Source organism: Dictyobacter aurantiacus, from assembly GCF_003967515.1.
GTDB classification, from domain to species: domain Bacteria; phylum Chloroflexota; class Ktedonobacteria; order Ktedonobacterales; family Ktedonobacteraceae; genus Dictyobacter; species Dictyobacter aurantiacus.
This window is the reverse complement of record NZ_BIFQ01000001.1, coordinates 5,434,287-5,457,665: the sequence shown is the minus strand read 5'-3', so window position 1 is coordinate 5,457,665 and position 23,379 is coordinate 5,434,287. Positions and strand designations below refer to the sequence as shown.

The following is a 23,379-nucleotide window of genomic DNA, read 5'->3' as shown; positions in this document are numbered from 1 at the left end:
GCCGCCTGCGGCGGCGCGAGAGGAGAAAGGGGAGCAAGAAGACTTGAGCATGCCTCGGCATGTGGCATATAAAAAACGCGGGTGGGTGCGCATGCACCCGCCCGCGTTGAGTCACCTGGCGACATAGTAGTTAGAGGCGATAGCCCTCTTCGCCGTGCACGGCGATATCCAACCCTTTCTCTTCGTCGGCGGCGGAGACGCGCAGGCCGAGCGGAGCCAGGATCTTCAGCAGCAGGAAGGTGAGGACGAAGGAGTAGGTCATGGTGACCAGGACAGCCAGGATCTGTGTCCAGAGCTGGCCGGGATTGCCGAAGAGCAGGCCGTTGCTGCCGGCGCTATTGATCGCTTTCTCGGCGAAGAGTCCGGTCAGGATGGCGCCGGTGACGCCTCCCATGCCGTGGGCCGCCCAGACATCCAGGGTGTCGTCGATGCGGATCCATTTGCTGCGAATGAAGAGCATGACATAGGTAACGACGCCAGCGCCGATGCCGATGGCGATACTGGCGACGGGTCCGACAAAGCCACTGGCCGGAGTGATGGCAACCAGGCCGCAGACGGCTCCGGTCGCGGTCGCCATGGCGCTGGGTTTCTTGTGCTCGGCCCAGCTCAGGGCCATCCAGGTCAGGGCGGCGGCGGCGGCGGCCGTATTGGTAACAACGAATGCGCTCACCGCCAGGGGTGAGGCGGCCAGGGCGCTACCGGCATTGAAGCCGAACCAGCCGAACCAGAGCAGTCCAGCACCCAGCAGAACAAAGGGGACGTTGTTGGAGGCCAGGGGCTCACCCTGCTGCATGTTGCGGCGCTTGCCGATGACGATGGCCGAGGCCAGGCCCGCGAATCCGGCGCTGATATGCACGACGGTGCCACCGGCGAAGTCAAGGGCACCCAGGTTGTGGAGCCAGCCACCGGTGCCCCAGACCCAGTGAGCGATGGGATCGTAGACCAGGGTGCTCCAGGCCAGGACGAAGATGACCAGCGTGCGGAAACGGATGCGCTCAACAAAGGAGCCGATGATCAGAGCGGGGGCGATGATGGCGAACATGGCCTGGAAGATCATGAAGGCCAGGTGTGGAATGGTGGGGGCGTAGACACTGGGCGCGTAACCAACACCGCGCAGACCCGCGTAGTTCAGTCCACCAATTACACCACCAATATCGTTGCCGAACACCAGGCTGTATCCGAGGAATACCCACTGCACACTCACGATCGCCAGGATCAACAGCGTCTGCTTGATCACGCTGACCACGTTCTTGCTGGTCACCATGCCACCATAGAAAAAGCCAACCGCCGGCGTCATGACCATTACCAGGGCCGCCGAGGTCAGTACCCAGGCCGTATCACCTGTGTTGATGGCCTTGCTGTTGAACGCGCCGGCCGAAGCGCCCGCGAAGAAGGTCGAGGCATAGCCGACGATCACACCCAGGCCCAGAAGCACAACAAGCTGAATGATGAATATCCGATTGCGGGACACAGCTTTCTTTACCGCTATGGGGGTAGCTTCCGTTGTTATCATCTGTTTCCGCTCACTTTCTCACTACAAATAGATGATGCCTTGTAAATCCACGTCCAGGAACTTGTATGATATATCGCTGCATTCAAATCATATTCTTCAAATCAGGGAGGCATGGTGTCTGGAGGCCAGACAAGCTCCCTTATGGCCATCCATACAAAAGGACAAACGCGCAAACCTGCCCGCGCTACATACTGCATAGTAGCGGGACCGGAACGCCGTCCCCCTGCCTTACAATATCGCGATAGCCACTGACTGGAAGAAATCGTTGAGCCGCTGAGCGGGAATAAGGCTCATATACGCATAGGATCGCAGCATTGCCTGGAGAACAATTCGGCATCGATTTGTTTCTTTACATGCGTCTTGCTAGAAGTATAATTGCCCGCCCCTATCGGTTCCTAGGGACAATCTATTCAAATAATGCCGGGGTTCTTTTGTGCAAGTTGCACATTTCGATCCATTTATTGAGGTTTTTTTGGAAAACTCTGGCCGAATTTAAGGCTCCTTTAAGACTTTTGGGACTTTTTTTGAGGCAATTTTACGACGGACTATCTGTTTATGTGCAGAATAACCAGTTTATCGTAGATAGAATCCACTTATGGCAGATAAATAACTGCCCGGCCATGGGGCAAAATACACAAAATACCGCCGCTTCACGGTAAAAAGGATCCGCTATGCTATGGCTAAAGTAGCCATATGGCATGTGGCACGCTATTGACGCCACATGCATCAGTTTCTATACTTCAAGCGAGAGGCACATTATCACCATTATGGTATCCCCGCCTGCGGCGGGGAGAGGGGGGAAGACGATTGGTGGGGGAACACCCCCACGCCCCCGGCAGGAGGGGCTCGTCGCCCCTCCTGCACCTCCCCACTTTCGTCTGCGGTGGGGAGAGGGGGAAAGACGGTTGGTGGGGGAACACCCCCACTCCCCCGCAGGAGGGGCTCGTCGCCTCTCCTGCACCTCCCCGCTTTCGTCTGCGGTGAGGAGAGGGGGAAGACGGTTGGTGGGGGAACACCCCTACTCCCCCGGCAGGAGGGGCTCGTCGCCCCTCCTGCACCTCCCCACTTTCGCCTGCGGTGGGGAGAGGGGGAAAGACGGTTGGTGGGGGAACACCCCCACGCCCCCGCAGGAGGGGCTCGTCGCCCCTCCTGCACCTCCCCACTTTCGCCTGCGGTGAGGAGAGGGGGGAGATTGGCGAGGAACTTGATCATGCCCTCGGCCAATATGCCAGGGAACAAGGGAACGCTCCTTCGTATGGAAGGTTCCCCGAAACAGGGAACGTCCCCATACGAGGGAACATTCCCCCAACGAGAAACGCCCATGTAGCAGCGACCCTTGAGGTCGCCTGGCCGCTTGCGGCCACCGTCCCCGGTCGGTTCGGCTCCTCATGGCACACACGCCGGCCCCGGTGGTGCGGATCAGGGAAGGAGGTGTCATGAGCCAGAAAGGGTTTGTGATCGGGAGCCTGCTGGCGGTGGGCAGTGTCGCGCTGACCACGCTGCTCATCGCCCTCTGCCAGCTGCCGCAACACCTGCCGGATACGCTGCAGCTCTATCTGCTGGCCATCCTGGTGCTGACCACCTTCCAGAGCTGCTACGCGGCCTGCCTGGCCTCGGCGCTACATAGGCAAATTGAACATTCTCAACAGCGGGAACACGAGGTGCGCATGGAGATGCAAGCCTATCAGCAGAGCGAGAAGCTGCGTTCGGCCCTGGTGACATCGGTCTCGCATGATCTGCGCAAGCCGCTGACGACGATTAAGGCCGCGGCCAGCAGCCTGCGCCAGCAGCGAAGCATCACGGAGCAGGATCTGGCGCCTGAGGGATTGCTCAGCGTGATCGAGCAGGAGAGCGACTGGCTGGATGGGCTGATCGAGAATCTACTGGACATGTCGCGCATCGAAGCGGGGGTGCTGCGGCCACAGAAGACCTGGTACGCCATCGACATGCTGCTGCGGGATGTACTGGCGCGGCTGCGGCCAGCCATGGGATCTCGTCCGCTCCAGTTCACGATCCCGCCGGCTCTGCCGCCGGTCGAGATCGACGTGGTGCTGATCGAGCAGGTGCTGACAAACCTGCTCAATAACGCGCTCAGCTATACGCCCGCCGGCTCGCCGCTCGCCATCGAGCTCTGCCGCGAGGCGAACACGCTGGATGTGCGCATCCTGGATCGCGGTCCCGGCATTCCGGCCGCCGAGCGTGAGCGGATCTTTGAAAAGTTCTACCGCCTGCCGGCGCCCGCCACAGGTCAGGCACAGCCCGGTGGAATGGGACTGGGACTAACTATCTGCCGTGGCATCGTCGAGGCGCACGCCGGCCAGCTGCGCGTCGAGTCCCGCCCCGGCGGCGGCGCCATCTTCGCATTCACCCTACCGTTGTCCCATGCTGAAGGAGAAATGACCGATGAGCAGGAAGATACGCATTTTGATCGCTGAGGATGAGCCAGCCATTACCCGCATCCTGCAGAGGAACCTGGTGGCGCAAAAATATGAAGTGCTGACCACCAGCGACGGAGCGGCGGCGTTGAGCATCGTAGAGCAGAAAAATCCCGATCTGCTGCTGCTGGATCTCGGCCTGCCGGGGATGAATGGCCTGGATGTGTGCAAAAATCTGCGCGCGCGCTCACAGCTGCCCCTGATCATCGTCATCTCGGTGCGTAGCAAAGAGCAGGAGAAGGTGCGCGCCCTGGACCTGGGGGCCGACGACTATATCGCCAAGCCCTTCGGCATTGAGGAGGTGATGGCCCGCGTGCGTGTAGCCCTGCGCCATAGCGCGGCCATCAACCCCATCAGCGACACCGCCATCTTCGAGATCGGTCCCCTACGCGTCGATACGGCGCGACACCATGTTCAGATCAACGCACAGGACGTCAAGCTTACACCCACTGAATACAAGCTGCTCGTATTCTTCCTGCATAACCAGGACAAGATCCTGACCCAGCAGATGCTGCTGCAACACATCTGGGGCAATGAGGCGGCGGCTCAGGCCAGCTACCTGCACGTCTACATCGCCCACCTGCGCCGCAAGCTCGAACCCGACACGACTGGTCCCCGCTTCTTCCATACCCTCTCGGGCGTCGGCTATCGCTTCCAGAGCACGCTGGAGACCGCGCCGTTGTAATCAGCGTTCCCCACCGAGAGGAGGCCCCTGGACCAGTGGCCAGCATCCATCATAGCTACCCGCTTGTATCCTCTCTGCCATCTTCATCTGGCATAGGAAGAAAATGCTACCGCTGAGTGCGTATCTCATTTGAAATCCTGGACTCTGAATTGCTGTGATATTAGCATATAAAAGGTAAAACGATTAAAATTTGACTTATAGCTATTTATGCTTAAGCTCATCCAGGGACAAACATACATATATTGTGCTATAGTTTTAGGGGAATATTTTTCGGAGGAGATCATGAACGGAAACAGACACAGTCACGGTCCCCCTGGAGAAAACTGCACCAAGACTGAGCAGCTTCAGCGGCGCGCACAACGCTGGTGGCGCCACCCCCTTGTTGGCTACCTTATGGCCTTCCCGCTGGTGGCGCTGGCCCTCATCGTCCCGACGATCGAGGCGCTCTGGCATATCAATAACTATTTCATCGGATCACTCTGCTTCATCGCCACCGCCATCGTGGGCCTGCTGTGGGGCGTGGGGCCGGCGCTATTTACTATCATCTTGAGTGTGCTCGCCTTAGATTTCTTTATTATCCCACCGATTTATGTCTTATCCTTCTACCGACCAACCAATTTTATCTCGCTTCTCCCCTTTATCATCGCGCAGCTCTTCATCCTCTTTTTGATCGTGCTGCGCGAGCGTGATCACCAGCGTATCCAGGCGGCGGAACAGAAGGCACGCGACCGCGCCCATGAGCTGGCGATCAACAACCAGGCATTGCAGGAGAGCAACACTAAATTGGAGCGCATGGATCAGCTGAAGGATCTGTTTATCTCGCAGGCCTCACACGAGCTGAAAACTCCCATTACGACCATCCGTGGGCAGGTGCAGATCGCCCTGCGCCGCCTCTCTACGCAGCAAACATTGCCCGAGCCACTGATGCCTCTGCCAGCGCAATTAGAGAAGGTGGAAGCGCAGACTATCCGGCTGCACGCGCTGGTCGATGATCTACTGGACCTGAGTAGCTTCCAATCAAAGCAGATCCCGCTGCGCATCGCCCTCTGCGATCTCAATCGCCTCTGCCAGAATGTAGTGGAGGATCAGGAGGCCCTCTCAGGCTATCGCATCGAGATGGAGCTGCCTCCGTCTCCACTGCTGCTGCAGGCCGATTGTGAGCGGCTCTCACAGGTCCTGACCAACCTGCTCACCAATGCCATCAAATACTCTCCATCCGAGGCAAGCATCCGCCTGTGCCTGAAACAGGAGCAAGCAAGGGTGCTGCTGGGCGTACACAATAGCGGGTCGCGCATCCCTGAGGAGCTCCAGGAGCATATCTTCGAACCCTTTTACCGTGCCCCCGGCGCGCAAGCCTCATCGAAAAAGGGCTGGGGACTTGGCCTGGCGATCAGCAAGGAGATCGTGGAGCGCCACGGCGGCAAGCTATGGGTGGAGTCATCAGAGGAGGAGGGCACGACCTTCTTTGTGAGCCTTCCCACTCCCTCTAGCGCGACAGAAACCGTTGGCTAGCCGGCCGCTATGAGGCGCAGATTTTCCAGTTCCTCTCAAAAAAATATCCTCGTTCATCGTTATTTAATAGAGAGGATATATGGTATCATATACTATTGATAACAGTATATCTTTCTATTCGCGTCCGGACATAGCGTCTTTTATTTCGATAAGAAATGGAATTCTATGCATTCGCCACTCCTGCGCTGTCCCCGTTGCGGTCAGGTCGATGCCGTACAGAAGGTCAGCGCGATAAGCGCCGGTAACCAGGCATATGAACTATACACCAGAGGTGGCCGTGTCTCACACGGTAATGAGAGGAAGCCATTCGCGACCGGCCGCAACCCTTATCAGACGCCCCTGAGCGAGCGGCTGGCATTCCCTGAGCGTCGCCACGGCTGTTCACTGGTGCTCCTGATCACCTTCGCCGCTATCCTGACGCCAGCCAGCGCCATTCTGGCCTGGATGAACTATGGCACAGCCGTCAGCGATCCATCATCGGCCCATCAGACGGCACTACTGCTGACCCTCGCCCTGACCCTTGTCTGCGTCGCGATCGCGCTGATCTGCTCCCTGATGCGCACGCGCCAGAGGCGGCTGGATAAACCCAGGCGCGAACGCGCCCTGACCCTCTGGAACACCCTGTACTACTGTCACCGCGACGACACCGTCTTTGTGGCCGACAACCCCTTGCAGATCGCCAATTCCAGAACGATGCACACCCTGATCGGCTATTAAGCGAACCAGCAGCCTCGATGCGATGGGTTGCTCACCCGCGCCCACCCGCCACAGATCATTCAAATGCCACGACAGATCCCACTATGAAACTAAATACCGAAAATCTCCATATTCTTAAATAACCAGCCTTTTTTGAGAGCGTGTCAGATTCTCATGATCATCGCTTGCAGCACGCCTGAGCTTTCGCACCTCCGAGGCTCACAAGTCCATGGTGTGTTGGTGCAGCAGGGGCGCGAAAGCGCCCCTGCTGCACCAACACACAAAAACAATGCGGCCGCGAGTGCGCGGGCGCTCAAGCTCCCTTATTTATTTATAATTCTAAAGTAGGTATACATGCATATAACAATTATAGCGATCGGTTCGCGGGGAGATGTTCAACCATATATGGCGCTGAGCCAGGAACTGCTCAGGGCAGGTCACCAGGTACGCCTGGCGACCCACACCGCCTTTGAGAAGTTGATCGACAGTTATGGCCTCAATTTCTACCCCATCGACGATGAGGCGCGCGAGCTGTTTGAAGGCGACGAAGGGACGCGACTGCTGAACGCGCAGTCCAACGCCTTCCTGTTCGCCTATCGCCTGCGCCAGTATCTCACCCCACGCATGGATCTCTATATGCAGCGCAGCCTGGAGGCGTGCCAGGACGCCGACGTGATCTTCTCCAGCTACATGAGCTTCTTGATCGCCTATTCGGTGGCCGAGAAGCTACAGCGGCGCATAGTGGCAACCTTCCTGCAACCCTCGCTGCTGCCGACCCGCGAGTTCGCCGAGCCGACCTCGCCCTGGCTCCCACGCTGGCCCGAACACATCAGAAAAACATTCAACGAGCAGTCGCACCTGGCGGCGGGCAGATTCTTCTGGTACCTGTTCAGTCCAGCCGTCAACAGCGGTCGCCAGCGGCTCTACCAATTGCCGCCGCTGCCCAAAGAATCGCTCTATGCCACGCTGCCCGAGCACGTTGACCTGATCCTGCTGGGCTACAGCCCGCTGCTGCTGCCCAGACCACAGGACTGGTCAGAGAAGATACAGGTTACGGGCTTCTGGACGCTGGAGGCGGCCCCCGGCTGGCAACCGGATGCGGAACTGGTCGAGTTCCTGCAGGCGGGACCTCCACCGGTCTACATCGGCTTCGGCAGCATGAGTAGCCAGCGACCGGCCAGGACGCTGGAGCTGTCGATCAAGGCTCTACAACGGGCGGAACAGCGCGGCATTATCCTGGCCAACCGCGAGACGCTGGGCGAGCAGCGCCTCACCCCTGATATCTACGTCACCAACGGAGCCCCCCACGACTGGCTCTTCCCACGCATGAGCCTGGTCGTCCACCATGGAGGCGCCGGCACGTCCGCCGCCAGCCTGCGCGCCGGCGTCCCCTCGCTCACCGTCTACCACATCTCCGATCAACGCTTCTGGGGCAACCTCGTCGCCAGCGCCGGCGCCGGACTTCCACCGATGAGCCGCCGCTGGCTCACCGCCCGGCGTCTGGCCCACGCCATCCAGAGCACCCAGGCCGATCCCGACCTGCGACAGCGCGCCCGCGCCCTCGGCAACCAGCTGCGCCAGGAACGCGGCAACGACCAGGCCATCCGCGCCCTCCAACAACACCTCATGCCACCACTCATCCATGAACAACGAAGGTAGGCGAAACCACCTCCTGAAAGCCCGCGCCGTATTGAGGCCGGGGCACATCGCTGTAGTTCGTGGTGATACGATAGGTTCCCGGCTGCCAGCTGGTAGCACTCTGCTGCCAGCCAAAGGCATTCTGGGGACGCAGTACCTCATAGGCAGTTCCATGAGCCGTCAGCAGCGTTGCAGGATGGGGCAGCGTACAGTGCCCGACCGGGGTCCAGACGCCATTGACCTGCATCTCTAGCTGGACCTGCATGCCACAGCTCGTTCTGGGCACGCCCAAAGAGAGCTCGTAAGGAAAATCACTGCGGATAGTCACCTTGATCGTATCGGTCCTGCCATAGCTCGTCTTGTCCACGGACACATGAACGGTACTGCCGGGAGCCGCCGTTGGCCTCGGCGTAGGCGTCGGCTGCGGACCCGCCAGCCGCAGGTATTCCGCGTATGAGATTGTCGTTACCTGCAGCGATGCAGGCTTGCCAACATAATCCACGCGCACATAGAGAGGCGTGGCAGCCTTTGGATGCGACGACAGCGTAAAACCCAAAAAATCCAATAGCTGATCATCGGCCGGGGCATTCTTATCCTGAGGATAAGAATTCAACGTTGGATAGACCTGGCTAATCTCTGGAAAGGATTTCGCATCTATCGCAGACCAACCTCTAGACCTGAGCGTTCCATCAGACTGGTCGTATGACGCTGGCACCGCCGTTAGCTGGTCCATGATCGTCAGACGCCAGGGAGTAGCCTGGTCGGGGAACTGCCCCTGCAGCGTGATTGACTGCCCAACCCGATTGGGGAACCTTACATACATAACCCCCATTGTAAAATCCCCCACCCTGCCCAGCGTCCGCATGCTAGCAGCAATGGTGATGGTTTTCGCCGGCTGCTTTGGCAGGCTCGAAGTGACCTTCACCTGCGGTTCTGTGCCGGGCTGAGGGGTACGGAACGCATAGATGAAAGCCCAGTTGAGCTCATTCACATCCGACATGTACTTCAGCGCGAACACATCCTGTCCATGTCGCGCCACCATCTGATCTTGACGAGGGCCCCAGTACACTGGAGCCGGTCGCGAAATTGTAGTGGGAACGATATTCGATGAGATAGATTGACTGATGATGGACAAGCACCAAATACCCAGCACCCCGACACAGAGAGCCGCCGCGACGAGCGCCAACATTCCCGCCCAGCGCTTGCGGTCCCTTCTCACCCGCCGCGCTATCTCAGAATGATCCGGGCGTAGCTGCCCACTTGTCAGAGGGATGGGAGAGGCTGCCTCCGTCTGGTCCCCTTGAGCCAATCGGTCAAGCACGCTATCGGCCAGAGCGGAGATTCCCCGCCTGTACTCCGGCATGCCATCAGCATATTTATTCAATGTCGCCACCTCGCTCTCTCCCGCAGGCATCCTGAGCAGGCTATGCAGGTGGGTGATCGTGTTGAGCGCCTGCTGGCACTGCTGGCATAAGGTCAGATGACGCTCTACCAGCGTCCGTTCAGCTTCCGTAAGTTCAGCGGTCGCATGGGCATCGAGCAGCGCCGTCACGGTCTGGTGTTCGTCGGAGGCCGGTAGCGATGAATCTACTCGGTCGTCATCGTGGTTCATAACAACGCTCTCCTCTCGGTCATTCTGGCATAGCTGGAACGCAAGGCGACCAGTCCACGGGCGATTCTCTTGCGAATGGCTTCTTCGCTGGCGTGAAACTTCAGGGCGATCTCGCTGTAGCGCTCGTCAAAGGCGAAGCGCAAGACAATACACATGGCATCCTCCTCCGACAGACTGCCCAGTGCTTCTCGCAACAATTCCCTCACCAGGTAGTGCTCTTCAGGGGTATCATCATCAGTCTCGGAACCCGCAGAGATCTGTGACAGCGAAGCCTGCTGATGAGCTCGCTTCTTAAGGGAATTCAACGCCTTGTTGGTAGCGATACGATAGAGCCAGGGAGCGAGGGGATGGAGATTGGCGTTGCCCCATTCATCGCCCGCAGCTGTGGCGCGTGATCCCTTCTTCGTTGAACGGTCCTCAGGCGGCTTCCAGCGCGGCAGGGCGTAATAGGCAGCGATAAAGGTCTCCTGCGCCACGTCGTGCGCGCCCTCCCAATCACGGAGCATCGAATAGATATAGGTCAACAGCGGACGCTCGTAGATCAGGATGAGCGCGCCAAAGGCATCCTGGTCCCCATCCAGCGTTCGCCGTACCAAAGCTAACTCATCAGCATTCAATGGCATCTATATATGTCCATTTCTATACTGCCATCCTTTTCAGAGCGTGTCTGCCGCTCATCGCATAGGGGCACATGAGCGCCCCCGCACGGGCATCCGCGGACGCGGCGATTTTTGTGTATTGGTGCAATAGGGGCGCGAATGCGCCCCTATTGCACCAATACACAATGGGTTGCACCGCAAGTGCGAAAACCCATGCAGGCCGCAAGCCATAATCCTGGGAGTCAGACACGTTTTCAAAAATAAAATGCATCTGTAAAGAGCATAGTTCTATCCATGATAACCATCGGAAAGGGCAAAAGCGGACACACAACAAGAATGAGAGCTGGTAGATCAATCGTCGGTCAGAGCGGCTCGCTCCAAAACGGGGCGGATGCGGCGATAGGTCTCCAGTTCGGAACGGTAGAAGTCGAGGTGACCCTCCTCGATCATTTTCTGGAAGGCGGGGGTGTCGGCGGCGCGCTCGATGATGGTGTCGTGCATGCGTTGCAGGCGCGGCTCGACCATCTCCAGCACTGGAAGTACGTCGATACCGTAGCTGGCGCAGAAGAGGCGCAGGCGCCGTCCCTGTCGCGCCGGATCGGTCAGGCCCAGCCGTTGCAGATCAGCATCAGCGCTATGCACCAGGGGGACAAAGCAGTAGGCGGCGTAGGCCAGGTCCCAGGTGCGCGGCCCTGGACCGGCCTCGTCAAAGTCGATCAGGGCATGGGGACGATCGTGGAGATAGACCATGTTGTAGGGAGCAATATCGTTGTGGCAGATGATCTCGTGAGTGGCCGCGTCGGGAAATGCCTGCTTCCAGCGCGCGTCGGGCGGCGGCACAAAGTCGCTCACCGCGTCATGATAGCGGCGCACAAAGCGCGCCACCTCAACCATTGTCTCCTGCGACCACCAGGCATCGCGTAGCGGATAGTGTCCCATCTCCCCCTCGATATAGGACAGGATCTCGCGCCCCCGCTCATCAACACCCAGAAAGCGCGGCGCACCCGTAAATCCGCGTGCCTCCAGGTGCCGCAACAGAGCCTGCACCGCCGGACTCCAGGATCCCTGCGAGCGCCGCGTCGTCTGACCAACGCGCACCACACCATCCGACACATTGCCGCCCGCCAGAGGAATTTCAGACTCGTACATCATAACTCGCTCCTCCCATCATTTGAACAAGAAAAAAGGCATACTTAAGATAAGATACACCAAAAAGGCTATCTGATATTGACTAATTGTTTTATGCGTACCAATATAAGAATGAATCTGCAATAGCTCTTATATATTGCCGCCACAAAAGATTAAAAAAGGCGATAAAAATGCAATACCGTGCCAAATACACGTCAGAAGGCGGGGGCTTGTAAACCCAAACGAACATTTGCATATCCTATTTACTTTTCTATCCACCCATACATTATGAGGAGAATGCATTGGATACGACAATCGCAGAAGTCCTACACAATAGCAGTGGAGAATCTGCGGACAGCAAGGTATCAAATAGCGACAAGGTATTATTTAAAAACCAGAGGCCACTCAATTACGCGACCGGGAGCCTGGTCGGCGCCTTCCTGCTCTTTCTGTTTATCGTGGTCAAGGACGCCTGGCTCAGTGACGATGCCTACATCTCACTGCGCACCGTTGATAACTGGCTCCACGGCTATGGCCTGACCTGGAACATCGACGAACGCGTCCAGACCTATACGCATCCGCTCTGGTTCTTCATGCTGGCCGGCGCTAATCTGCTTGAGCGCAACGTGTATTTCTCGGCCCTGCTCCTTTCACTGGTCGTCAGCGTGGCTGCCGTGCTGCTGCTGATCTTTCGCCTGGCCCCCTCACTGAAGATGGCCCTGGTCGCTCTGGCCGCCATGACCGCCTCCAAGGCCTTCGTCGATTTCTCGACCAGCGGGCTGGAAAATCCCATGACCCATCTGCTGATCGTCGTGTTCGCTCTGCTCTACTTCCGCTATCAGCACAAAGAACGCTACGTGCTCTGGATCTCACTGCTGGGCTGCGCCATGATCCTTAACCGCATGGATACGGTGCTGCTCTTTGTTCCCACGCTGGCCTGGGCCTTCTGGCAGCGCCGCTCCTGGCGTACGCTGTGGACGATGGCCCTCTCATTCATCCCGTTCCTGCTCTGGGAAGTGTTCTCCCTCTTCTACTATGGCTTCCTGTTCCCCAACACCGCCTACGCCAAGCTCAATACGGGCGTGCCGGCCAATGAACTATTCGCGCAAGGTGTTGGCTACCTGGTCAGCTCCTTCACCTTTGATCCGGTGCTGTTCCTGGTAATCGCGGCCGGCATCCTATTCATGCTCGCCCGGCGAGACTGGAAGAGCCTGCCACTGCTGCTCGGGATGCTGCTCTACCTGTTCTATACGGTCAGGGTCGGCGGCGACTTTATGGCCGGGCGCTTCCTGACGCCGCCCCTGCTGATCGCCATCATTCTGCTCATGCGTAACCTGCCGGAGAACACCGTCTTCGTGAGCGTGGCGATCGCCACCCTGCTGCTGATCGGGGTCCTGGTGACCAACTCGCGCATCTACGCCGTCAACGTGGACACCGTCCAGGCCGATCTGATCGATACCCGTGGGGTCGCCGACGAACGGCTCTGGTACGTTGATCGCACCGGGCTCCTGAACTACACGCGTACCAATGACCTCTCGAATCCTCCATCGACATACGCCAATGTCCATACCCTACCGGACAGAATCCATGTAGAAATGGCCGTCGGCCTCTACGGCTACACCGCTGGACCCAAAGTGCATGTGCTCGATATGGTTGGACTGGGCGATCCGCTGCTGGCGCGGCTCCCGGCCATACAGCAGCACTGGAGGATCGGGCACTTTAAACGCGAGATCCCCTATGACTATATCAAGACGCTGCAGACCGGCAGGAATCATATCACAGACAGGAACCTCGCCGAGTACTATACCCATCTTCACAATGTGACCAGCGGGGACCTCTTCAGCTGGTCGCGCCTGGTCGATATCTGGAATCTCAACCTCGGCACCTATAACCATCTCCTGCCACCGGCCGCGCCACAATAAACGCACCAACGCTACTGATACGAAAAACGACTTCCAGCCTATGCTGGATCCTTTAAAGTTCCTATCATAAGCGTTCTTCTGCGATAAAAGGAGGCTGTGCACCGTCATCGAGGCACAGCCTCTCTTCCTTCTTTCATTTCACACAGGTTTATGCTTGCGCACACGCTTCCTGGCCTTATAGGCCGCGGGATTATTGCGAATATAGGCCGCCTGATTCTTAAAATCTACGTCATCGCGAATGATATGGTCATAAAAACTCGACTGCCAGATTTTGCCGGGATATTTATGACCGGTTTCATTCAGGTAATAAAGCCATGCATTGGCAACAAGCGACTTATAGCCTCCTATGATCCGGGAGACGCTGTATTCATGCATGAAACCATCTTTAAGAGTCAGGATGCCATGCAAGTGATCATGCATCACCACAAACGTCCCGGCCACAGTACCAGGATAATGCTGCGGCAACTGCGCCCACTCCTTATAGAGAATGGATCGCAATGCCGGGAGGGTGAAAAGGTTTTTACGCTGTTTGGTGCAAATGGTAATCGCGTAAGATCCTGGTTGCTTGTAATTATACGACTTCAGGCGCATACGCTTGCGCCGCTTTTTCTGTAAGGAGCCCACACATTTCCCCTTTCTACGTAACACATAATGACGCTTCCACCATTTAAATACCATGTCATCACCAAAAAGCGGAAAAGCAAATCCCCCGAAATGCAATGCCCCCAACATCAAACGCCATGTATGGTCGACCTTCAACGGTCAATGCCATTTAAATAAGGAGAATGGGATCAGTTTCGATGGTGGTGTAAGAGTCCACGAGGTCTGTGACTTTCGCCATGATCATGAGATACTGCTCCCATGATGCCTGGGCCTGAGGTGCCCGAAATCCCACGTCGGTCTCTCGCTTGCGTTCAAACCGGTTGTGGCTCTGCTTCACCACGCGCGGATAACTGCGCACCCGCCGCTCGGAAAGCCGCAGATCCCTTTGACGCACCATCTCCCTCAGGCGCTCTTGCCACCCGGTTGCCTGCGGCAGATCGAGCACCGTTCCCAGCGTCAGTGCCACGTTGACCACCTCGATCGTTTCCGTAAAGCTGAGCCGATCCGTATCCAGCCCCGCCTCCTGCTGCGCTGATCGATGCATCCAGACCCGCAACAGGTCATGCCCTAAGAGCAGGGCGTAGGCCTGCTGGATCACCAGCAACGGACTCTTACTCCCCAGCATCGGAACCACCAATTGATGGGTCTTGCCTTCATCAATGACCACCTCTTCTTCCCAGCGTTCATGATAACTGCCGGCGACCTCTCGGGCTGGCGCCTCGCGCGGATCGAGCAGGGTCGTACAGATGCGGTAGAGCTCGGGCTGTTTGGGAGCGCGGGTGCCCGAGGTACTACGTGAGCGGCGTTGCTGGGCAATGGGGATGGCGATGTCATCCTGCAGCCGATATTCAATAATGCGAATGAGCAGATCCTGCTGCAATCCGTCGTCTTTGGCCTTCAATCGCACCAGAGAACTGCCATCGGCCAAGACCTGCCAGGGCCGCATGAAATCTCCCGAGGCGATGCGTCCAATCACATCGGCGCCTTGGGCGCGGATCTGCTCAAAGGTTCTGGCCGAACGCAAGCCAGCATCCAGGGTGAGCAACATGCCGGGAGTGAGTTGGCTGAGCACGCCCGGCAGCAGCGCCGGTTCACTCACGCGCACCGGGGCAAAGCGAGCCCCGATGATCGCGTGTGTCCCGTCCTCCACCAGCAGCAGCGCGCGCAGCTTGGGAAACGGACTCTGAGGGAGGCGCTCAGATGGCTTTGAGGTGGTCGTCTTCTTTGCCTGTTTGTTCTCACCTTGATAGCCAAAGGCGCGGGCATTGGCAGGGGTATCGGCCACATTAAAGGAGGTGCCATCGATGCTGACCAGGCGGCGGCCAAAGCGAAAAGCGCCTGGGGTTTGTGGGGTGGCCAGCGGCAGACAGACCTGCTCAAACACGCGGCGCAGGGGCATCACCCCCAGTTTCCTGCGCCGATACACCAGGGCAGCAGCGGTGGGAAGCGCGGGACCGTCGTAGGTCCCCAGCAGGCGGGCAGCATTGACCAGGCGCCCAAGCGCCCGACGTGGGGTAAGTAAGGGCAGCAGCATCCAGGTAATGAGGACATAGACCATCACCAATTGCGACAGCTTGCGTTCGCGCTGTTCCCAACGCCGCGTCTGGGTGAGGATGCGGGCGACGAGGGTCCGTGGATAGATGCTTTCGAGCACCGAAAAGGAGAGCTGGCTGGAGAGGGTCTCGGTGCTGGCACGCTGATCGTGCTGGGGCACCGCATCACGAGCGGGGTTCTTGTCAACAGAAGAAGAATGCAGTATGCTAGCAATCATGGCGAGTCCTTTCTGGAGAGCGTTCAGGATATTGTTAAGAACACTGTACCAGAAACAGACTCGCTTTTCCATCTCTTTAAGCTCGATTCTCCTTATTTAAATGGCATTGACCTTCAACGGTCGACCCCGTACCCGGCCGGTTCGGCTTCCCATGGAAAACATCTCGCCCCGTGTGGTACCCCATAAGGAACGTTCGCTTTTTGGTTCGTGGGTGGAACGTTCGTGTATGGGATCCGCGTTTCCCAACGTGTATACCACGGGAAGCGATATCGTACGGGTACAGGGGCCGCAATCGCTGGCGCTCGCGGCCCGGACGACCGTTGAAGGTCGTCCCTACGATTACATGCCATTTGGGGGTACATTCCATTTGGGGGGAACGTTCCATTTGGGGGGCATTGCCGGACAACGTATCAATTCACAAATAAACAAAACCAGCGATGATTTATGGCTTCTGCCGGCGCAGGCGCGCCAGGCGCTCGTTGTCCTGCTTGAGGCGCGCTTCGGCCTTCGCGAGCAGTTCCGGGATGCGCTCCTGCGGCCAGATAACTACGCCGTCATCGTCGGCGATGACCAGGTCGCCGTCGCGAATAACCTTGCCGCCAATTGAGACCGTGCCACCAACGATGGCGGGCCCATTTTTCCTGGGTGCCGTGGGGGTGACGCCACGGCACCAGACCGCGAAGCCCATCTCACGAATCTCGCGGGAATCGCGTACCAGCCCATCGGTGACCAGTCCGGCGATGCCACCGTTCTGCATCTCCAGCGCCATCAGGCCGCCAATCGTCGCGGTCCGGGATGTGCTGGCCCCGGCTACCACCAGGACCGTTCCCGGCGCGGGGAGGTGCGCCAGCACCTCGCGCACAGACAGGTTATCATCCTGACTCATCAGAGCTACATAAGCGGAACCCACCACCAGCGAGTCCGGTTGCAGAGGGAGGATATCAAGGGGGAGGACGCCTTCGCCTTCGCTGGCGTCCGAGGCGAGCGTCGCGTTAAGCCACTCGGGCATCTTTTCCATCAATCTTTGGGCCTGCCTTTCATGAATTACCTGTTCATTATATATTCCACATCATTGTATGCGCCAGGCAAGCCAGGCACCTACAGATATATGGTGGCGCGTTACTTTTGCTCTGACTTCTCGTACTATACGGTAGAGGTAGAAATTCTATTTATTTCTTTAAACTTCCACGTGAAAAAGCGTCTCATTAGTACAGGTATTTTGATCCCGATCAATATACGCGCCCTGATCTATTTTTCCTCTCTGTAGTCAGACACACATAACATGCTCAAAGACGGCGCCTGAGAATTGTAGCCGGCAAGGAGAGCGATGATGCAGCACATTCTTGTCATTGACGACTCGAGGGATATCCTGGATCTGTTCCGCGATATCCTCGAAGCCGAGGGATACGAGGTCTCCCTCGCCGAAAGCGTCCCTACAAACGTGCGCGATCTCGATCCACCCCATCCCAACCTCGTTATTCTGGATTACCGCTTCGGGAAACAGCAGGAGATCTGGCAGTTCATGCAGAGTATGGAAAATTGCCGTGCGACGGCCTCGATTCCACTTATTTTATGTTCCACAGACCTGCAGGTGGTGGACAACCTGGAAGACTACGTGGAACGCAAACATATCCCGGTCGTGTACAAACCCTTTGATATCGATGAGCTGGCCCTGACGGTCCACCAGACCATCACACCACGTCTCGCCTCTTATGGACCATGACAGGTAACAACATCAACAAATGCGTGGTCTCCTATAATCAGGCATCGCACCTTCTCCTTTAAGAGTGTATTTGACTTCCGTCATGTTGAGGACTCTTGCTCGCCCCCGCACGGGCGTCCGCTACGCGGCCGCACCTGTTTTGTGTGTTGGTGCATCGGGTGTGCGGATGCGCCCCTGCTGCACCAATACACAACGGACTCGTGAGCACCAGAGGTGCGAAAGCTCAGGAGTACCGCAAGCGATGATCATGAGTATAAGACACATTCTAAGGTCATGTTGAGGGCATGTACGCGTCCCCGCACAGGCGTCCGCTACGCGGCCGCTCCGGTTCTGGTTGTTGGTGCATCAGGGGCGCATCTGCGCCCCTGATGCACCAACAACCAAAGGACTCTTGAGCACCGCAGGGGCAAAACCTCATGCAGGCCGCAGGCTATCATCATGAGAGTCTGACACGCTCTAAGCCCCATAATATGCTCAGCAAGATTATACATCTTGCTCAATTTTTGTACATCAGCAATATCGACAGCATTGCCCGCGCGTATCCATCATCGAAGCATAATATATTCAATAGAAAGGTGCCCTCGGCGTCTGCGGTTTTTTTGGCGTCAAGCGGAGGGCACGGCAGGGAAGTATGGCGCTGTACACCAAATGGAAGGGATGAACGTCTTAGATAAGGAGACTATTTGGCAATAAGGAGTCACGATGGACGACACGCGCGCGCGCTCTGATGAGGATTCCTCGCAGAACATCTCTTCCCTGCAAGAAATGTTGAAGGTGCAAGGACCGCATTTCATGGCTATTCTGGAGCATATGAGCGATGGATTGAGTGTACTGGATCGAGAGTGGCGCTACCTCTATGTCAATCGCCGCATTGAGGAGATGACAGGCAAACAGCGGAATGAACTACTGGGTAAGAATCACTGGGAGATGTATCCGGAGGCGGTCGACACCATCTTTGACCACAAGCTGCACCAGTCCATGGAGCAGCAGATCTCCCTGGTCTTTGAAGCACTATATCCTCATAACAATCGCTGGTATCTGACGCGCGTCTCTCCGGCCCCTGGCGGCCTGGTGATCTCTTACCAGGAGACAACAGCCCAGAAGCAGATAGAGAAGGAGCTCCTCTTTCAGGCGCAGATCACCTCCAGTATGTCCGATGCCCTGATTGTGACCGATATGCACTATATCATTCGCGGCTGGAATCCAGCCGCCGAACGCTTGTATGGCTGGAAGGCGGATGAGGTTATCGGGAAAAGCGCGCTTGAGATACTGACGGGCTCCTTTCAAACCAGTAGCAGGGAAACCTTTTTACATGAGATGACAACCAGAGATCACTGGGAAGGCGAAGTGCTGCAGCAGCACCGGGATGGCAGTCAGCGCCTGATCCTGGCCTCGGTCTCTACGGTGAAGGATCACAACGGGGTGGTGCTGGGACTGGTCGCGGCCAACCGCGACATTACCGACCTCAGACGCATCGATCTGGAAAACCTGCGCCTGCTGGAAGAGATACAGCTCGAATGGGCACATCTGCGGGCGGTTCTGGATCAAATGCCTTCGGGCGTCATCATTGCCGAAGCCCCCACAGGGCAACTGCTCATGGGCAATAAACAGATGGAACAGCTCTTGCGCCATCCCTTTCTCGCCTCAGCCAGCATTAAAGACTATGAGAAATACCAGGGATTTCATACCGATGGACGACCATACCAGGCAGAGGAGTGGCCAATGGCGCGCTCCCTGCGTACAGGAGAGGTCGTATCCGCTGAAGAAATTGTGTATCAGCGTGGTGATGGGACGCGTGGGCTAATACAGGTGAGCTCAGCCCCCGTGCGCGACGAGCAGGGAGAGATCGTCAGCGCGGTGGTCATCTTCGCCGACATTACCGAGCAGAAAGCCGTGGAGCAACGCAAGGACGAGTTTATCGGTATGGCCAGCCATGAACTGCGCACGCCCCTGACCTCGCTCAAGGCACAGGCGCAGCTCTTACGACGCACAGCCCGCAAGAAGAATCTCCCCGAGGTGCAGGACCCGCTGGCAAAGATAGAGGGGCAGATCAATCGACTGGAGCGGCTGATTACAGAGCTGCTCGATGTCGCAAAGATCCAGACGGGACACCTCGACGCCCACAACGAGCTACTGGCCATCGATCCCTTTGTCTACGAGGTGGCGGAAAATTTCCAGGAGATCACCCCCACGCATCGCATTCTCGTCAGTGGCAGCACCAACCGGCAGATTATGGGAGATCGGCAGCGGCTAGAACAGGTGCTGGTAAACCTGCTGAGCAACGCGGTCAAATACTCCCCACAGGCCGATCGCGTTGAGATCCAGCTCTCAACCGAGGAGGCAAACGCCCTCATCGAGATCCGCAATCACGGCGATGGGATCTCTCACGAGCATGTCCGTCGCATCTTTGAACGCTTCTATCGCGTCACCACCACCCAGAACAATAGCATCTCCGGCCTCGGCATCGGACTCTACATCGTCGATAACATCGTCAGGCAGCATGGTGGCACGATCCGCGTCGCAAGCATATCAAAAGAGGGATCAACCTTCACGATCTCCCTCCCCAGCGTCACCCCTCCTCCGGCAATTTGAGCACATATTCTTCGGTTTCGGCGCCACGGGCGTTGGCGAAGCCTTTGCCCTCGCCGACGCGCTGGAAGCCGCATTTCTCAAGCACACGCAGTGAGCCGATGTTATCTTTGGCGGCGCGGGCGTACAGCGGCCGCGTCTTGACGACCTGTGAGAGAAAGAGCGCCAGCGCTCCGGTGGCGACGCCCCTACCCCAGTAGAGGCGGCCGATCCAGTAGGTGACCTCGGGCCCATCCATCTCCTCATCGCGGTAGAGCGCGACGCTGCCCGCCACCTGCCCATCGACCAGGATGGTGCGGTTGATGGTGTCCTCGTCGCCCAGGATGCGGTGCCAGTGCCTCATAAACGCCTCTCGATCGCTGGGATCTTTGGATGTGAAGGCCGCCATGTAGTTGGCCTCCTCATCTAACTGATACTCAAAGAAAATGGGCAGGTCATCCTCCACCACCTCCCGCAGCCGCAGATCATAGCTCTTCGCGTTCGCTGGTGCTCGCTCCATCGGGCCACTCCTCGCTTTCATGCGCCCACGCGCGATAACTATCTTCTTTTCTTGTCATGCAACAAACCTGATCCATTTTAACACAACCAACCCGAAAAACAAAGAACTCCTGTTCTTAACAGCGGTATCGTCAAATGGTCGACAAAGGACAACGCAACACGAAAACGTCCCTGCTCTTCCGACCAGGCATCGCCGTCCTCAACCTGCCCCAGCACCTGCGCACCCGCATACCATCGGGCGCGGCCCACCACCCCTGATGATCGCGCAGGGGGCCGAAGCCGGGGCAGGGCCGAAAGCCGGGGCAGGGCCGAAAGCCGGGGCAAGCCCGGCACCTACGACGACGACGACGACGACGACGGCAACGCGGTGGGCGCGGGGGCGGGGGTGAGGGTGCCGACGGGTCCGATGGCGCGGTACTTCTGGTAGCGCTGCTCGGCGAGCTGTTCGGGACTGAGCTTGCTCAGTTCCTCAAGGTTGGTGAGCAGGGCCTCTTTGACGAGATCGGCGGCCGCCTGGTAGTTCTGATGGGCGCCGCCGAGAGGCTCAGGCACCAGTTCGTCGATGATGCCCAGGTTCTTGAGCTGGCGGGCGCTGACCTGCATGGCCTCGGCCATGGTGGCGGCGTGCTTGGCGTCGCGCAGCAGGATGGTGGCGGCCGACTCGGGCGAGGCCACCGAGTAGTAGCTGTTTTCGAGCATCAGGATGCGGTCACCAATGCTGAGGGCGAGGGCGCCGCCGCTCCCACCTTCCCCGATCACTACGGCGACGATGGGCACGCGCAGCCGCGCCATCAGGTACAGGTTGGCGGCGATAGCCTGGGACTGGCCACGCTCCTCATCATCCAGCGCGATCGACGCCCCCGGTGTATCGACCAGGCAGATCAAGGGCATGTTAAACTTCTCGGCCTGCTCCATCAGGCGATGCGCCTTGCGAAAGCCCTCGGGATGCGGCTGGCCAGCGTTACGGTCGCGCCGCTCTTTCATCTCGCGTCCCTTCTCCTGGCAGAGAAACATCACCGTCTGCCCATCCAGCCGCGCCGGCCCACCAAAGATCGAGGCGTTCTCGCCAAACGCGCGATCACCGCGCAGCTCAAAGAACTCCTCACACATCAGCTTCACATAATCAATGGCATGTGGCCGGCCGGGATGGCGCGCCACCTGCACCGTCTGCCACGGAGTCAGATGCTTGTAGATCTCCTCGGTCGTCCGCTGCAACCGCTGCTTCAACCGCTCAAGCTGCTGCACCTCCTCCGGCTTGAGGCGCTCGCCCTTCTTCTGCAGCGCCTGAATCTGCCGATCGATGTCCGCCAGCGGTCTCTCAAAATCCAGGGTATAAGCCATAACTTATCAGATCCTTCTTCTTCAATCAAAGTGGTACTCGTTACAGGGAAGTATAGCAGAGAAAATCCCCGAGATTCAAGCAATCACGCCCCCGTACGTTCGGCCCTTGCAGCCGATTTTCCCTTCCCGCACATCAATGCCCTCGTACGTGAAGAGAAAATCGGGAAGCGATGACATAACCTTGACAGGTTCCATGCACGGATTATAATAATAAACAGACCATCTTTTTATTAATTTGTGGAAGGTTAACGGGTCGCGTCATGGACCTGGCACCAGGCGCCGCGCGGAGGATGCGCTGGCGAGAAATGAGAGATGAGATCATGAAGCTTGCTCTACAGACGGCGGCAACGGTGGTGATCGGATTGCTGGCCTTCGGGTTGCTGCTCTTTTTGCCGGCATGGACGTTCAATTATTGGCGGGCGTGGGTGTTTATCGTCGTCTTCGCCCTCTCGACAAATATTCCCGCCCTCTACCTGGCGCTGAAGAATCCAGCGGCGCTGAGGCGGCGCATGCACGCGGGTCCAGGAGCGGAGAGCCGAATGGTGCAGAAGATTATCATCACCATCGCCTTTCTGTCGCTGCCGGGGGTAATGGTCTTTAGTGCCTTCGATTATCGCTTCGGCTGGTCGCCGGTGCCAGATGCCATCTCCATCGTCGGGGATGCCCTGGTGGCGATCGGGCTGGTGCTCTCGATGGTGGTGGTGATCCAGAACGAGTACGCGGCCGCCAACGTCACGGTGGAGACGGGCCAGCAGGTCATCTCGACCGGCTTCTACGGCGTCGTGCGCCACCCGATGTATTCATTCGTGCTGATCTTGATGGTTGGCATCCCGCTGGCGCTCGGCTCGTGGTGGGGCCTGCTCGTCCTCGTCCCCGGCGTAATTGTGCTCGCCTTCCGCATCCACGACGAGGAGCAGCTGCTCATGCAGGAGCTCACTGGCTACAGCGACTACACGCACAGGGTCCACTATCGCCTGCTGCCCTACGTGTGGTGACGGCGGAGCTTGTGTGCAGGCACAGGCGATCATTGATTGACATCTTCGCGCATCTCCATTAGTATAAGCAAAATAGACAATACTACATATATAAACGCGACAAGAAGCAGGGAGATGAG

19 protein-coding genes are annotated in these 23,379 nt (G+C 57.8%); 10 read left to right on the top strand and 9 right to left on the bottom strand.

Going from position 1 to position 23,379, the window contains the following annotated elements:
* Positions 1-130: 130 nt before the first annotated feature.
* Positions 131-1,513, bottom strand: coding sequence for an ammonium transporter (locus KTT_RS21940; RefSeq protein WP_126598227.1), 1,383 nt, complete (start codon positions 1,511-1,513; stop codon positions 131-133).
* A 1,436-nt stretch (positions 1,514-2,949) separates the two neighbouring features.
* Between KTT_RS21940 and KTT_RS21935 the strand changes: the two genes are divergently transcribed.
* The 5 genes from KTT_RS21935 to KTT_RS21915 all read left to right on the top strand — a co-directional run bounded on the left by KTT_RS21935 (position 2,950) and on the right by KTT_RS21915 (position 8,500).
* Positions 2,950-3,948, top strand: a complete 999-nt coding sequence (locus KTT_RS21935; RefSeq protein WP_160146038.1) for a sensor histidine kinase — start codon at positions 2,950-2,952, stop codon at positions 3,946-3,948.
* Positions 3,917-4,633, top strand: coding sequence for a response regulator (locus tag KTT_RS21930; RefSeq protein WP_126598223.1), 717 nt, complete (start codon positions 3,917-3,919; stop codon positions 4,631-4,633). The genes KTT_RS21935 and KTT_RS21930 overlap by 32 nt, the downstream gene beginning before the upstream one ends.
* A gap of 282 nt (positions 4,634-4,915) precedes the next feature.
* Complete coding sequence (locus tag KTT_RS21925) at positions 4,916-6,145, top strand: sensor histidine kinase (protein WP_160146037.1); 1,230 nt, start codon at positions 4,916-4,918, stop codon at positions 6,143-6,145.
* Between the two features lie 165 nt (positions 6,146-6,310).
* Positions 6,311-6,862: a hypothetical protein gene (locus KTT_RS21920; protein ID WP_126598219.1), complete on the top strand. Its 552-nt coding sequence runs from the start codon at positions 6,311-6,313 to the stop codon at positions 6,860-6,862.
* Positions 6,863-7,195: 333 nt separating this feature from the next.
* Positions 7,196-8,500, top strand: a complete 1,305-nt coding sequence (locus tag KTT_RS21915; RefSeq protein ID WP_126598217.1) for a glycosyltransferase — start codon at positions 7,196-7,198, stop codon at positions 8,498-8,500.
* Here the strand turns inward: KTT_RS21915 and KTT_RS21910 are convergent.
* The 3 genes from KTT_RS21910 to KTT_RS21900 all read right to left on the bottom strand — a co-directional run bounded on the left by KTT_RS21910 (position 8,478) and on the right by KTT_RS21900 (position 11,842).
* Positions 8,478-10,091 carry a cupin domain-containing protein gene (locus KTT_RS21910; RefSeq protein WP_126598215.1) on the bottom strand — a complete coding sequence of 538 codons (1,614 nt, stop codon included), beginning with the start codon at positions 10,089-10,091 and terminating at the stop codon, positions 8,478-8,480. The genes KTT_RS21915 and KTT_RS21910 overlap by 23 nt on opposite strands.
* Positions 10,088-10,714, bottom strand: a complete 627-nt coding sequence (locus KTT_RS21905) for an RNA polymerase sigma factor (protein ID WP_126598213.1) — start codon at positions 10,712-10,714, stop codon at positions 10,088-10,090. Before KTT_RS21905 ends, KTT_RS21910 begins: the two co-directional genes overlap by 4 nt.
* A gap of 327 nt (positions 10,715-11,041) precedes the next feature.
* Complete coding sequence (locus KTT_RS21900) at positions 11,042-11,842, bottom strand: phosphotransferase (protein WP_126598211.1); 801 nt, start codon at positions 11,840-11,842, stop codon at positions 11,042-11,044.
* 278 nt (positions 11,843-12,120) lie between these two features.
* Here KTT_RS21900 and KTT_RS21895 point away from each other — a divergent pair, with 278 nt between their 5' ends.
* The gene (locus KTT_RS21895; protein WP_126598209.1) at positions 12,121-13,740 is read left to right on the top strand and encodes a hypothetical protein; all 1,620 of its coding nucleotides are present in this window, start codon (positions 12,121-12,123) and stop codon (positions 13,738-13,740) included.
* A gap of 138 nt (positions 13,741-13,878) precedes the next feature.
* On the opposite strand, the gene KTT_RS21890 is transcribed toward KTT_RS21895, so the two are convergent.
* The 3 genes from KTT_RS21890 to KTT_RS21880 form a co-directional block, all read right to left on the bottom strand.
* Positions 13,879-14,499 carry an REP-associated tyrosine transposase gene (locus KTT_RS21890; RefSeq protein ID WP_126598207.1) on the bottom strand — a complete coding sequence of 207 codons (621 nt, stop codon included), beginning with the start codon at positions 14,497-14,499 and terminating at the stop codon, positions 13,879-13,881.
* A gap of 13 nt (positions 14,500-14,512) precedes the next feature.
* Positions 14,513-16,114, bottom strand: coding sequence for an IS4 family transposase (locus KTT_RS21885; RefSeq protein WP_160146036.1), 1,602 nt, complete (start codon positions 16,112-16,114; stop codon positions 14,513-14,515).
* Between the two features lie 442 nt (positions 16,115-16,556).
* Positions 16,557-17,123: an RraA family protein gene (locus KTT_RS21880; RefSeq protein ID WP_235845799.1), complete on the bottom strand. Its 567-nt coding sequence runs from the start codon at positions 17,121-17,123 to the stop codon at positions 16,557-16,559.
* 318 nt (positions 17,124-17,441) lie between these two features.
* On the opposite strand from KTT_RS21880, the gene KTT_RS21875 reads away from it, so the two are divergent.
* Together KTT_RS21875 and KTT_RS21870 are read left to right on the top strand one after the other, a co-directional pair.
* On the top strand, positions 17,442-17,837 hold the full coding sequence (locus tag KTT_RS21875; protein WP_126598201.1) for a response regulator: 396 nt from the start codon (positions 17,442-17,444) through the stop codon (positions 17,835-17,837).
* A 702-nt stretch (positions 17,838-18,539) separates the two neighbouring features.
* On the top strand, positions 18,540-20,429 hold the full coding sequence (locus KTT_RS21870) for a PAS domain-containing sensor histidine kinase (RefSeq protein ID WP_126598199.1): 1,890 nt from the start codon (positions 18,540-18,542) through the stop codon (positions 20,427-20,429).
* Here the strand turns inward: KTT_RS21870 and KTT_RS21865 are convergent.
* Complete coding sequence (locus tag KTT_RS21865) at positions 20,407-20,925, bottom strand: GNAT family N-acetyltransferase (protein ID WP_126598197.1); 519 nt, start codon at positions 20,923-20,925, stop codon at positions 20,407-20,409. The genes KTT_RS21870 and KTT_RS21865 overlap by 23 nt on opposite strands.
* A 134-nt stretch (positions 20,926-21,059) precedes the next feature.
* Here KTT_RS21865 and KTT_RS37435 point away from each other — a divergent pair, with 134 nt between their 5' ends.
* A complete protein-coding gene (locus KTT_RS37435; RefSeq protein WP_268904513.1) occupies positions 21,060-21,182 on the top strand; it encodes a hypothetical protein in 123 nt (40 codons plus the stop codon).
* Positions 21,183-21,257: 75 nt separating this feature from the next.
* Here KTT_RS37435 and KTT_RS21860 read toward each other — a convergent pair whose 3' ends face one another.
* Positions 21,258-22,265, bottom strand: coding sequence for an acetyl-CoA carboxylase carboxyltransferase subunit alpha (locus KTT_RS21860; RefSeq protein ID WP_126598195.1), 1,008 nt, complete (start codon positions 22,263-22,265; stop codon positions 21,258-21,260).
* Between the two features lie 320 nt (positions 22,266-22,585).
* Between KTT_RS21860 and KTT_RS21855 the strand changes: the two genes are divergently transcribed.
* Positions 22,586-23,260: a methyltransferase family protein gene (locus tag KTT_RS21855; RefSeq protein WP_126599815.1), complete on the top strand. Its 675-nt coding sequence runs from the start codon at positions 22,586-22,588 to the stop codon at positions 23,258-23,260.
* Positions 23,261-23,379: the final 119 nt, after the last annotated feature.

Excerpts from the sequence above, each read along its gene's own strand:
- KTT_RS21940 (WP_126598227.1), bottom strand. The coding sequence starts at position 1,513 with ATGATAACAACGGAAGCTACCCCCATAGCGGTAAAGAAAGCTGTGTCC.
- KTT_RS21935 (WP_160146038.1), top strand. The coding sequence starts at position 2,950 with ATGAGCCAGAAAGGGTTTGTGATCGGGAGCCTGCTGGCGGTGGGCAGT.
- KTT_RS21930 (WP_126598223.1), top strand. The coding sequence starts at position 3,917 with ATGAGCAGGAAGATACGCATTTTGATCGCTGAGGATGAGCCAGCCATT.
- KTT_RS21925 (WP_160146037.1), top strand. The coding sequence starts at position 4,916 with ATGAACGGAAACAGACACAGTCACGGTCCCCCTGGAGAAAACTGCACC.
- KTT_RS21920 (WP_126598219.1), top strand. The coding sequence starts at position 6,311 with ATGCATTCGCCACTCCTGCGCTGTCCCCGTTGCGGTCAGGTCGATGCC.
- KTT_RS21915 (WP_126598217.1), top strand. The coding sequence starts at position 7,196 with ATGCATATAACAATTATAGCGATCGGTTCGCGGGGAGATGTTCAACCA.
- KTT_RS21910 (WP_126598215.1), bottom strand. The coding sequence starts at position 10,091 with ATGAACCACGATGACGACCGAGTAGATTCATCGCTACCGGCCTCCGAC.
- KTT_RS21905 (WP_126598213.1), bottom strand. The coding sequence starts at position 10,714 with ATGCCATTGAATGCTGATGAGTTAGCTTTGGTACGGCGAACGCTGGAT.
- KTT_RS21900 (WP_126598211.1), bottom strand. The coding sequence starts at position 11,842 with ATGATGTACGAGTCTGAAATTCCTCTGGCGGGCGGCAATGTGTCGGAT.
- KTT_RS21885 (WP_160146036.1), bottom strand. The coding sequence starts at position 16,114 with ATGATTGCTAGCATACTGCATTCTTCTTCTGTTGACAAGAACCCCGCT.
- KTT_RS21880 (WP_235845799.1), bottom strand. The coding sequence starts at position 17,123 with ATGCCCGAGTGGCTTAACGCGACGCTCGCCTCGGACGCCAGCGAAGGC.
- KTT_RS21875 (WP_126598201.1), top strand. The coding sequence starts at position 17,442 with ATGATGCAGCACATTCTTGTCATTGACGACTCGAGGGATATCCTGGAT.
- KTT_RS21870 (WP_126598199.1), top strand. The coding sequence starts at position 18,540 with ATGGACGACACGCGCGCGCGCTCTGATGAGGATTCCTCGCAGAACATC.
- KTT_RS21865 (WP_126598197.1), bottom strand. The coding sequence starts at position 20,925 with ATGGAGCGAGCACCAGCGAACGCGAAGAGCTATGATCTGCGGCTGCGG.
- KTT_RS37435 (WP_268904513.1), top strand. The coding sequence starts at position 21,060 with ATGGTCGACAAAGGACAACGCAACACGAAAACGTCCCTGCTCTTCCGA.
- KTT_RS21860 (WP_126598195.1), bottom strand. The coding sequence starts at position 22,265 with ATGGCTTATACCCTGGATTTTGAGAGACCGCTGGCGGACATCGATCGG.
- KTT_RS21855 (WP_126599815.1), top strand. The coding sequence starts at position 22,586 with ATGAAGCTTGCTCTACAGACGGCGGCAACGGTGGTGATCGGATTGCTG.